The sequence below is a fragment of the Streptomyces avidinii genome (assembly GCF_014650695.1).
Classification (GTDB): domain Bacteria; phylum Actinomycetota; class Actinomycetes; order Streptomycetales; family Streptomycetaceae; genus Streptomyces; species Streptomyces avidinii.
This window is the reverse complement of sequence record NZ_BMVL01000009.1, coordinates 95,000-105,668: the sequence shown is the minus strand read 5'-3', so window position 1 is coordinate 105,668 and position 10,669 is coordinate 95,000. Positions and strand designations below refer to the sequence as shown.

Here is a 10,669-nt window from a genome sequence, read left to right as displayed (position 1 = left end):
ACCGGCGCGCGCCGGTCGGCCGCCTCAGTCCTCGTGGGTGTAGTAGCGGTAGAACGCGATCGCTCCGACGCCGACGGCGACGGCAAGACCGACCACGACGGCCTTGAGGATCGACTGGTTGGTGAGGCTGTGCAGGTAGCCCACGGCGATACCGCCGAAGGCGCCGTAGGCGGCGGCGTGGACCTCCCGCTTCAGGCGGGGTCCGATCCGGGCCAGGGCGAACATGATCCCGGCGAAGAGCACGCCGCACAGGATCCCGTAGAAGACGTTGCCCGCGTCCACCGGGCCCATCTGGCGCTTCATGAAGGCGGCCCAGACGCCGTAGACGAGGCCGAGGAGCAGTGGCCTCACGTACGCGCCCTTGCTCAGGTGCGTCATGTTCGCCGACTGCCGGTGCCGCCCGAGGGCGGTGGGTGCCGCATGTGCCATGACGGGCTCCTCTCTCCCATCATCCAGGGCACACCCGCCACCCCCGAGCGGCAAGTGGATCAGTGGTCAGGGGGTGCGCACGGCCACGGCGTCGATCTCGAAGAGCATGCCGGGAAGGGCGAGTGCGGCGACGCCGATCAGGGTCTGGGCGGGCAGTTCGGTGCCCCAGGTTGCGTGCAGCTGCTTCAGCAGGATCTCCAGCTTCGACTGGTCGTGGCCGACGGTGTACGTGCCGATGCGGAGGACGTCGCCGGGGCCGAGGCCGACAGCCGCGAGGGCGGTACGGAGGTTGGCGAAGGCCCGCTCGACCTGGTCGGCGAAGTCCTCGGAGACGACGTGGCCGTGCTCGTCGGAGCCGTACTGGCCGGCTATGAAGACCTGCTCGCCGGGTGCGGAGACGATGTGGCTGTAGCCGTAGTCGGTCGGGGTGTGGAGTCCTGCCGGGTTGATGATGCTGCGCGTCATGCCGAGCTCCCTGATTCCGTGTCCGTGCCTGTTGCTGTGTCCGTGCCGGTGTCTGTTGCCGTGCCGGTGTCCGTGCCCGGGGTGCGGTCGGCCGTGGTGCGGCTACCGCGCGGCGAGCCAGGCGCGGAGCCGCTCGGGGGCCTCGGGGGCCTGCCGTTCGGCCTGCTGCCGGATCTCGTCGAGGTTCTGGGCGGCGAGCGCCCTGCGCCAGGCCATTTCGGCCCGGGTCATGGCGTGCGCGATGGCGCAGTCGGCGGTATGGGCCGCCGGGGCACCCGCGCCGGGACCCTGCTGCCGGATCTCCGCGCACCGGAAGGCTTCCTCGGGCCCCTCGACGGCGGCGACCACGTCCATGAGCGAGATGGCGTCGAGCGGGCGGGCCAGCCGGAAGCCGCCCCGGGGGCCGGGGGTGGAGGTGACGATGCCCGCCCGGGCCAGCGCCTGGAGCTGCTTGTTGAGGTAGGCCGCGGGCAGGTCGTGCCACGCGGCGAGGCGCGCCGCCGACACGGCCCGGTCCGGACCGCTCCAGGCCAGGTTGACGCAGCTGTGCAGCGCCCACTCGACACCCTCACTCATCTTCATATCCTGGATATTAAATGTCCAGGATTATGGGCGCAAGGGGACCCCGCCGTCCGACGGCCCACCACCCACCCGCAGCAACACCGCTCGCGCCCGGCCCCGCGTCCGCTTTCCCTGGTGACGTGCGCACCATCCTGTCGGCGGTACTCATCGTGCTCGTGGCCCTCCTGGTGCCCGCGAGCGCCGTCGCGTACTGGGCCGACCGCGAGCTGGGCAACGCCGACCGGTACACCGCCGCCATGTCCCCCCTCGCCGAGAACCCGAAGGTCCAGGAGGTCGTCGTCACCCAGGTCACGCGCGCCCTGGCCGGCCAGATCGACGCGGGGCCCTTCCAGATCGGGGTGGACACCCTGCTCGGCGAGGCCCTGCACTCCTTCGCCGGCACCGACGCCTACCGGACCGCCTGGGACGCGGCCAACCGCGCCGCCCACGCCGCCTTCCGCCACGCACTCACCACCGGTCACGGCGACGCCCTCACCATCGACCTCGCACCCGTGATCGCCCAGGTCAGGGGCGACCTCGTCGCAGACGAGGTGCCCTTCGCCGACCGCATCCCGGTGACCCACCTGACCGTGAAGGTCATGGAGTACGACAATCTCGGCGCTCTCCGGAAGGGCTTCCACATGCTCGAAGTGGCCGGCGTCTGGCTCCCCGTGCTGACCCTGGTCCTCGCCGCCGCGGCCATCGCCGTGGCCGTCCACCGACGGCGCGCCGTTATCGCCACCGGGGTGGGACTGGCGGTCGGCGCCGTACTCCTGTGGCTCGCGGTGGACGTGTGCCGCCGGCTCACCCTGGACGATCTACCTGCCGACATCGACCGGCCGGCCGCCGGGGCGGTGTACGACGCCCTCACCGCCTACCTGCGCACCACCGCCTGGGTGGTGCTGCTGATCGGGCTCGCCGCCGCGCTGGCCGCATGGGTGCTGGGGCGACTGCGCCGCACCCCATAAGCTCGGAAGGTACCGACACAAACGGAACAGCGCAGAAGATCCCAGAAGAACCGATTCGCGAGCGGCGGGCACGGAAGCGGGAATGAGCACCGAACGCACCGAACACATATCGTCGCGGCGAGCCCGGCACCGTCCCCTGGCTCCGCCCTCCTGGCTTCTCAACGGGCTGAAGCCCAGTGCCGCACCGGTCCCGTGGGCCGCCGTGGTCCGGGCCTCGATCGCGATGGCCGTCCCGCTCGCCGTCGGATTCGCCCTCGACGAACCCGAGTACGGCGCCCTCGCCTCCATGGGCGCCCTCGCCGGGGTGATCGGCGACACCGCCGATGCCTACCGGATGCGGGTCCTCAACATCGCCGTCCCGCAGCTCTTCGGCGCCGTCGGCGTGACCCTGGGAACCCTGGTCTACGGGCACGGCTGGCTGGCCGTCGGAGCACTCACCCTCATCGCCCTCGTCTCCGGGATGATCTCCTCCATCGGCACGGTCGCCTCCGTGTCCGGACTGCTGCTCCTGCTCAACGCCGTGATCGGCGCCGGGCTGCCGCTGCCCCAGCCCTGGTGGACGGCCCCGCTGCTGCTGACTGCGGGCGGACTGTTCGTCCTCGCGCTGACCCTGCTGGGCTGGCCGCTGCGCCGCCGGCAGCCGGAGCGCACCGCCGTGGCCGACACCTACCGGGCCCTGGCCGACGCCCTGGAGGCGGCCGGCGGCCCCGGCGCCGTGTACGACGAACGCCGCCAGCAGGTCACCCAGGCCATCAACCACGCCTACGACCTGGTGCTCGGCCGCCGGGCCCGGGTGCACGGGCGCAGCCCCTCCCTGGTGCGGCTGCTGGCCCAGCTCAACGTGGTGATCCCGCTGGTGGAGGCCGCGCCCGCCGCGCACCTGCGCGGCCGGCCGCTGCCGCCCGAGATCCCGGCGGCCGTACGGGACCTGGCCGACGCCGTCGCGGAGGGCCGCACCGGAACCCCCGTACTGGACCTGCCCGCCGCCGACACCCCGGCCGAACGGGCCGTCGACGCGGCCCTGCGCCACGCCGCGAAGATCGTGTACATCGCCCGGCCGGACCTGGACAACGTGGACGACCGGCTCGGCCGGCCCGCCGCCCTGCGCGTGCGCGCCCGGCGGGCGGTACGCGACATGGTGCTGTCCCGGGCCTCCTGGCGGTACGGGCTGCGGCTCGCGCTGTGCATCGGGATCGCGCAGTCCCTCGTATCGGTGATCGAATTCGAGCGGTCCTACTGGGTCGCACTCACCGTCACCTTCGTCCTCAAGCCCGACTTCGGTTCGGTGTTCTCCCGGGCCGTACTGCGCGCCCTCGGCACCGCCGGCGGACTGGTCGTCGCGGCCGCCGTGCTCGCCGAGGTGCCGCGCGGCTGGTGGGACGTCCCCGTGATGGTCGTACTCGCCGGGCTGATCCCCGCCTTCTCCGTCAAGGGCTACGCCTTCCAGACGGCCGCGATCACCCCGGTGATCCTGCTCCTGTCCGACCTCCTCAACCACCAGGGCTTCGACCTGATCCGCCCCCGTCTGGTGGACAGCCTGATCGGCTGCGCCATCACCCTCGTCGCGGGATACCTGCTGTGGCCCGAGAGCTGGCACACGCGGATCGGGGACCGGCTCGCCGACACCGTGGACGACGCCGCCCGCTACGTGGAACGGGCCTTCGCCCCGGTGGCGGACGAGGCCGCGCTCGCGGCGGCCCGGACCGCCCGCCTCCAGGCCCGGCGGCGCATCTACCGGGACCTGTCGGGCGTGCGCAGCGAGTTCCAGCGGGCGCTGACCGAGCCGCCGCCCACCGGGGCCCGGGCCGCCGCCTGGTGGCCGCTGGTGGTCGCCGTCGAGCGGATCGTGGACGCGACCACCGCCGCACGGGTCCGGGTCAACCACGGCGCCGCCCCACCCCCCGCCGAGGAGGTGGAGTCGATCGCGCGGCAGCTTCGCGAGCTGGCCGTGCGCGTGCGCAGCAGCACCACCCCGGTACGGGTCGACGCGGGGCCCGCGGGCGAGAGGACGAGCGTGCTGGCCCCCGTCCACCAGGAGATCGCTGCCGCCCTGGCCATCACCCGGCCGGAGTCCTGAGCGCCGCCCCGGCGCGGAGCCGCGCCGGATCGGGCGTCCCCCGAATGGGCCGCCTCCCGGGCCGGGCGGGGTCGCACGGGGCAGCATCGGAGCATGCACCGCGTCCCGGCCGTGATGGTCCTCGCCGTACTCCTGGCGGGGTGCGCCGACGTGGAGGGACTGCAGAGCGAGGGCGACCTCGGCACCGTGCACGCCCCGAAGAGCCTGTGGAAGGACAGCCGTCCCGATCCACCCGCCGCCGACCAGAAGCCGGGCACGGCCGCCGTGGTCCCCGGACTGCCCAAGGTCGCCGACCTGAGCATGCGTGGGGTGAACGCGCTGTCGGTCGTACGCGCCGACATCACCTCCGCCACCGAGCAGGACGGCGGGACCGGCCGGCTCGTCGACCCGCGCGCCGTCCAGCGGCTCGCGCTCTGCACACAGGCTGTGGACGGCGGCCCGGACTGCCCGGTGCGCCCCGCGGTCCTGCACGACCTGACGGGCAACGGCCGGGAGGAACTCATCACGGCCCTGGACATCGACGGCCGGCTCAGCGAGCTGCGCGTCTACACCGTCCAGGACGACGGGAGCATCGCCCGGATCCTGTCCCGGCGCGCGGTGCTGGAGGGTGTGGAGGTGGCCGCCGAACACCTGGCGGTCCGCGAACCCACGACGAATCCCGACTACGTCGCCGTCTCCGACTACGTGTGGGACCCGAAGGCCGGGATCATGAACCTCTCCCAGCTCACCCTCGACGACTGCTCCGGGCTCACACAGACCCCTCCGCACGGGGACGGGTCGCGATGCGCGCGCTGAGCAGCCTGCGCTGGAAGATCGCCCTGACCACCACGATGGTGTGCTGCATGGTCGCCGCCGCGCTGGGGATCCTGGTGCACAACGTGGTCGCCCGGAAATTGGTCGGGGAGGTCCGCAAGGCCGCGGCCACCGAGCTCGACCACGCCCTGGGCCACTACGAGTACGGCACCGCGCACGGCGACGTGAACGCCGCATTCGACCCGGCGGACCTCCCCGGGCCGCTGCGCCGGCTCGTCGCACGCGGCCAGACCGGCAGCATGGTCGGCCTGCAGCAGGGAAAGCCCGTGATGTGGGCGGCCGGACCCGCCGACGACAAGGCCCTCGCGGTCTGGCTGCCCTTCGGGAGCACCCGTGAACAGCTGCGGGACACCGACACGGCCATCCTGGCCTCCGCGGTCCTCGCGGCCGGGGTGGTGGCGCTGGCCGGCCTGTTCCTCGCCGACCGGATCAGCCGGCGGCTCGCGACCACGGCCGCCGTGGCCCGCCGGATCAGCGCCGGGGATCTGGACGCCCGGGTGAACTTCCCGGCCGAGGGGGACGATCCCGGGCCGCGCGGCTCGCGCGACGAGGTACGGGACGTGGCGCACGCCCTGGACTCGATGGCGGCCTCCCTGCAGGCGCGGCTGGAGGCGGAGAAACGCTTCACGGCGGATGTCGCGCACGAGCTGCGCACCCCGCTCACCGGGTCGCTGGCCGCGGCGGCGCTGCTGCCCGAGGGCCGGCCCAAGGAAATGATCGACAACCGGCTGAGGGCCCTGCACCTGCTGACCGAGGACCTGCTGGAGATCTCCCGGCTGGACTCGGGCGTCGAGCGGGCCGACCTCGCCCGGGTGGAGCTCGGCCGGGCGGTGGAACGCGCCGTCGCCGCGGCCGCCGGGGGAAGCGCGCCCACGTCGGAGGCCGGGTCGGCCGCCTCGGTACGGGTGGTCCAGGACACGGTGGTGGTCACCGACCGGCGCCGACTGGACCGGATCCTGGCCAACCTTCTGGTCAACGCCGGCAAGCACGGCCGGCCGCCGGTGGAGGTGACCGTGGAGGGCCCGGTGGTGGTGGTCCGCGACCACGGGCCCGGCTATCCGCCCGAGCTGATCGAGCAGGGCCCGCAGCGCTTCCGTACCGGCGACCCGGGACGCGGGCGCGGCCACGGCCTGGGGCTCACGATCGTGATGGGGCAGGCGGCGGTGCTGGAGATCGAGGTGGGATTCGCCAACGCGCCCGACGGGGGCGCGGTGACGACGCTCCGGCTCCCCGTCGGCAGGGTGCCGACGAGCAACTGAACGGATCGGGCGAATAGGGCGGGTTGTCCGGATCGGGCGCCCAAGGGGCATGTTTCACGTGAAACATGCCCCTGGGGTTCTTCGGGTCAACTGCTCCGGTCAGACACCGATGTTGCGGCCGTCCTTGCGCCAGACGGACACGACCGACGGGCGGACGATCTTGCCGGGGCCATCGGGCCACACCGACTGCGGCTTCTCGACGGAGGCGCCGTCGATCTCGCCCGGGTGCTGGACGGCGACCAGGACCCGCTTGTCCTGGATGAGCGGGCCACAGGTCTCGGCGCCGCGCGGAACGGTCAGGAACTGCTTCAGCTCACCGCGGCGCTCACCGGCGGTCGCGACACCGAACAGGCCGTCGTGGGAGCCGAGCTGGTTGCCGTCCGTGGAGATCCACAGGTTCCCGTGCGGGTCGAAGGCCACGTTGTCCGGGCAGGAGATCGGGCTGACCCTGTCCTTCGGGAAGCCCGCGAAGTAGGTCGCCGGGTCGTTGGGGTCACCGGCGACCAGGAAGAGCCGCCAGGCGAACCCGTCGCCCGCCGGGTCGTCGAAGTTCTCGGCGAGCTCCAGGATCTGGCCGTGCTTGTTCAGGTTGCGCGGATTGGCCTCGGTGGCGCCTTCCTTGCCGGGCTTGCCGCGGTCGGTGTTGTTCGTCAGCGCGATGTAGACGCGGCCGGTGCGCGGCGAGGGCTCGACGTCCTCCGGGCGGTCCATCTTCGTGGCGCCCACCTTGTCGGCCGCCTGGCGCGTGAAGACGTACACCTCCTCGGCGGTCATGCCCTCGACGTGCGAGACGTTGCCGGTGGCCAGCTTGATCCACACGCCGGAGCCGTCGAACTCGCCGTCGGTGGGGAGCTTGCCGGTGCCGTCGAGCTCGGCGGCGGGGGAGTCACCGGTGAGCCTGGCGACGTAGAGGGTGCCCTCGTCGAGCAGCGTGAGGTTGTGCTCCTTCGCGGCACGCGAATTGCCCTTCTTCATCTGCTTCGAGGAGACGAACTTGTAGAAGTAGTCGAACCGCTCGTCGTCGCCCATGTAGATGACCGGGCGGCCGTCCTCGGTCAGCCGGGGCTGGGCGGCCTCGTGCTTGAAGCGGCCGAGCGCGGTGCGCTTGCGTGGGACCGAGTGCGGGTCGTACGGGTCCAGCTCGACGACCCAGCCGAAGCGGTGCGACTCGTTGGGCTCCTGCGCCACGTCGAAGCGCTTGTCGAACCGCTCCCACTTGCGCTCGGAGGCGCCGGTGGTCACGCCGTAACGCTTCAGCCGGGCGGCCTGGGTGGGCTCGGTGACCTGGCCGGCGTTGGCGAAGTACTGGTTGAAGTTCTCCTCGCCGTGGAGGGTGGTGCCCCACGGGGTGGTGCCGCCGGCACAGTTGTTGAGCGTGCCGAGCACCTTGGTGCCGGTGGGGTCGACCGAGGTCTTCAGCAGGCTGCTGCCCGCCGCCGGACCCGTCAGCCTGAACTCGCTGGTGGCCGTGAGACGGCGGTTGAGCTGGTGGCGGCCGACCGCGGTCAGCTTGCCGCTGCGGTGGTCCTCCTGGACGGCGACCACGCTCAGGCCGTGCGCGGCCCATGCGATCTCGACCTGCTCGCGGGTGGGGTTGGCCGGGTCGTACCCCTTGAACATGAGGATCTCGTCCGTGTACTCGTGGTTGGCCACGAGCAGCTGCTGGCGCTCGTAGTCGCCGCCGAGCGGGAGGAGGCTCAGGAAGTCGTTGTTGTAGCCGAACTGACCGGCCTGTGCGGCGGCGGTCTGCTTGTCCGGATTGAAGCCCGGGGCGCCCTTGATGATCGGGTCGCCCCAGCGGATCACCACGTTCTGGTCGTGGCCCTCGGGGATGGTGACCTTGTCGTCGGTGTTCGGCGCGACGGCCTTGAAGCGCAGACCACGGGCGGCCTCACCGTTCTTGCCGGCGCCCGCGGCGGCGGCATCGGCCCAGGGGGTGGCATGGGCGGTCTGCCCCGAGCCGCCGAACGCCACGGCGGAACCGGCGGCGGTGGCGACCGTCACGACCGCGGCGGAACGCAGCATCGAGCGGCGGGAGTAGGCACGGGCTATGACATCGCCGACATACTCGTTGTCGCTCGTGTTCGGCACCTCGTGGAAGCAGGCGTCGCCACAGCGGTAACGACAGGTGAGAGCGGACCGGCCGCTCCCATGCGGGTTGCCGATGAACGGCAGAAGCTTGCGCACGAGTGTCCTCCGAGTAGCTGCGTGGGCGCCGACAACGCGTCGGTACGATCCAGCCGTGACGGTAGGCCCGGGTTGCGCCGAAGCGGCGGCGCGGGGATGAACGGTCGGTGAACCCGGCACGTCGGAGCGGCAGTTCAGGAGCGGTGTGCGGGTGTGTGGGAGCCGGACGCCACGAAAGGCGCCCCTGCCGAAGATCCAGCCGGGCGGCCGATAACCTTACGTGTCCACTCTGGGCAGGGATCATCCGCGCAGCACGGACAAATGACGCACGCACACATGCGAAAGGCCTGGCCCATGGGTATTCGGAGCTTGTTGCGCAAGGTATTCGGACGGTCCGCGGACTCCGTTCCGGACACTACGGACACCCCTTCGGCCGCTGTCCCGAACCAGGCGGAACGGACCCCTCTGGACGTTGCCGCCGAACTGGTGGCGGCGTCCTTCGACAACCCCACGGTTCCGCCGCAGTCCACCCCGCGCGACCGGGAGCCCGGCACCGTCCTGACGGCTCCCGCCCAGGCGGCGGACCCGACGGTCCCGGAGGCCCGCCGGGCGCCTGCGGCGAAGCCCGGCGGAGAAACCCCCGCACCCCCGGCGGAGCCCACCCCGGCCGGGGCCGAACCGGCCGAGGCCGAAGCCCCCGCCGCGGAGCCGGCCACCGAGCCGGACGCGGAACCGGCGGCTGCCGAGGTCGAGGCGGACACCGCCGTCGCGCCTGAAGCGCCCCAGGCGCAGGACGAGCCCGCCCCGGTCGCCACCGAAGCGGAGCCGGCAGCCGCCGAAGCCACCGCGCCGGAGGCGCAGGACGAGCCCGCTGCCGCCGAGGCCGAGCCGGTCACGCCGGCTGCGGAGCAGCCCGAGGCGGAGCCGGTCGCCGCCCGGCCGGAGGCTCAGGAGGCTCCCGCCGAGCAGCCCGACGCGGACGCGCCGCAGGGCGACACCACGCCGCAGACGGAGCCGGTCGCCGCCGAGGCCACCGAGCCCGAGGTCCCGGCGGAGCCGGTCGCCGCCGAGGCCACCGAGCCCGAGGCGCAGCCCGAGGCAGAGCCGGTCGCCGTCGAAGCGACAGAGCCCGAGGTCCCGGCGGAGCCGGTCGCCGCCGAGGCCACCCAGCCGGAGGCGCAGCCCGAGGCGCAGCCCGAGGCAGAGCCGGTCGCCGTCGAAGCGACCGAGCCCGCTGCGGAGCAGTCCGAGGCGGCGCAGCCCGAGGCGGAGGTGCCGGCGCAGGCGTTGGCCGTCGTCAAGCGGCGGGCTCCCGAGGTCGTCGGGGCGTACAAGGCCGTCGGTCAGGTGCTGCGCAGCAAGGGGAAGACCGGGGCGCGGGCCAAGGTGTACCTCGTGCTGGACCGGTCCGGGTCGATGCGCGGGTTCTACAAGGACGGCAGCGCCCAGTACCTCGCCGACCACGCGCTCGCCCTCGCCTCGCACCTCGACGACGCGGCGACGGTGCACACCGTGTTCTTCTCCACCGAGGTGGACGGCACGGCCGACCTCACCCTCGACGGCTACGACGCCGCCTGGGTCGAGACCCGCCACGCCGAGCTCGGCCGGATGGGCCGCACCAGCTACCACGTGGCCGTGGAGGCCGTCCTGGAGCGCTACCGGAAGGACGGCGGAGAGGGCCCGGCCCTGGTCGTCTTCCAGACGGACGGCGCCCCCGACAACCGCCAGCCCGCCCGGCAGGCCCTGGCCGACGCCGCCACCGCCGCCCCCGGGGTCCGCTGGCAGTTCGTCGCCTTCGGCGACCACGACGCCAAGGCCTTCGACTTCCTGCGCAAGCTGGACGCCGAGAACGCCGGCTTCTTCCACGCCGGCCCCGCCCCCACCGAGCTGACCTCCGCCGCCCTGGCCAAGGGCGTCCTGGAGCAGTTCTAGTACGTGCAGAACGAGGGCGGCGCCCCTCTCCTCGCAGG

At 72.9% G+C, this 10,669-nt stretch carries 9 protein-coding genes; 5 read left to right on the top strand and 4 right to left on the bottom strand.

The features are described 5' to 3' along the window. Window positions 1–24: 24 nt before the first annotated feature. The 3 genes from IE257_RS23585 to IE257_RS23575 form a co-directional block, all read right to left on the bottom strand. Window positions 25–429 (bottom strand): hypothetical protein, encoded by a 405-nt coding sequence (locus tag IE257_RS23585; protein ID WP_189971752.1) that lies wholly within the window; start codon window positions 427–429, stop codon window positions 25–27. Window positions 430–495: 66 nt separating this feature from the next. After that, window positions 496–894, bottom strand: coding sequence for a RidA family protein (locus IE257_RS23580; protein WP_189971750.1), 399 nt, complete (start codon window positions 892–894; stop codon window positions 496–498). A gap of 102 nt (window positions 895–996) precedes the next feature. Further along, window positions 997–1,470: an RrF2 family transcriptional regulator gene (locus IE257_RS23575; protein WP_189972112.1), complete on the bottom strand. Its 474-nt coding sequence runs from the start codon at window positions 1,468–1,470 to the stop codon at window positions 997–999. A 125-nt stretch (window positions 1,471–1,595) separates the two neighbouring features. Here IE257_RS23575 and IE257_RS23570 point away from each other — a divergent pair, with 125 nt between their 5' ends. The 4 genes from IE257_RS23570 (at window position 1,596) to IE257_RS23555 (ending at window position 6,572) form a co-directional block, all read left to right on the top strand. After that, entirely contained in the window at window positions 1,596–2,423 is an 828-nt protein-coding gene (locus IE257_RS23570) for a hypothetical protein (RefSeq protein ID WP_189971748.1), read from the top strand. An 82-nt stretch (window positions 2,424–2,505) separates the two neighbouring features. Then, entirely contained in the window at window positions 2,506–4,500 is a 1,995-nt protein-coding gene (locus IE257_RS23565; RefSeq protein WP_189971746.1) for an FUSC family protein, read from the top strand. A 93-nt stretch (window positions 4,501–4,593) separates the two neighbouring features. Further along, on the top strand, window positions 4,594–5,295 hold the full coding sequence (locus tag IE257_RS23560) for a hypothetical protein (protein WP_229920621.1): 702 nt from the start codon (window positions 4,594–4,596) through the stop codon (window positions 5,293–5,295). Further along, window positions 5,283–6,572 (top strand): sensor histidine kinase, encoded by a 1,290-nt coding sequence (locus tag IE257_RS23555; protein ID WP_189971744.1) that lies wholly within the window; start codon window positions 5,283–5,285, stop codon window positions 6,570–6,572. Before IE257_RS23560 ends, IE257_RS23555 begins: the two co-directional genes overlap by 13 nt. Before the next feature lie 99 nt (window positions 6,573–6,671). Here the strand turns inward: IE257_RS23555 and IE257_RS23550 are convergent, their stop codons facing one another. Further along, window positions 6,672–8,759, bottom strand: a complete 2,088-nt coding sequence (locus IE257_RS23550; protein WP_189971742.1) for a PhoX family protein — start codon at window positions 8,757–8,759, stop codon at window positions 6,672–6,674. A 309-nt stretch (window positions 8,760–9,068) separates the two neighbouring features. Here IE257_RS23550 and IE257_RS23545 point away from each other — a divergent pair, with 309 nt between their 5' ends. Further along, entirely contained in the window at window positions 9,069–10,631 is a 1,563-nt protein-coding gene (locus tag IE257_RS23545) for a VWA domain-containing protein (RefSeq protein ID WP_308279493.1), read from the top strand. The last annotated feature ends 38 nt before the right edge of the window (window positions 10,632–10,669 follow it).

Coding starts and splice junctions, on each gene's coding strand:
- IE257_RS23585 (WP_189971752.1), bottom strand. CDS start 429: ATGGCACATGCGGCACCCACCGCCCTCGGGCGGCACCGGCAGTCGGCG.
- IE257_RS23580 (WP_189971750.1), bottom strand. CDS start 894: ATGACGCGCAGCATCATCAACCCGGCAGGACTCCACACCCCGACCGAC.
- IE257_RS23575 (WP_189972112.1), bottom strand. CDS start 1,470: ATGAGTGAGGGTGTCGAGTGGGCGCTGCACAGCTGCGTCAACCTGGCC.
- IE257_RS23565 (WP_189971746.1), top strand. CDS start 2,506: ATGAGCACCGAACGCACCGAACACATATCGTCGCGGCGAGCCCGGCAC.
- IE257_RS23560 (WP_229920621.1), top strand. CDS start 4,594: ATGCACCGCGTCCCGGCCGTGATGGTCCTCGCCGTACTCCTGGCGGGG.
- IE257_RS23555 (WP_189971744.1), top strand. CDS start 5,283: ATGCGCGCGCTGAGCAGCCTGCGCTGGAAGATCGCCCTGACCACCACG.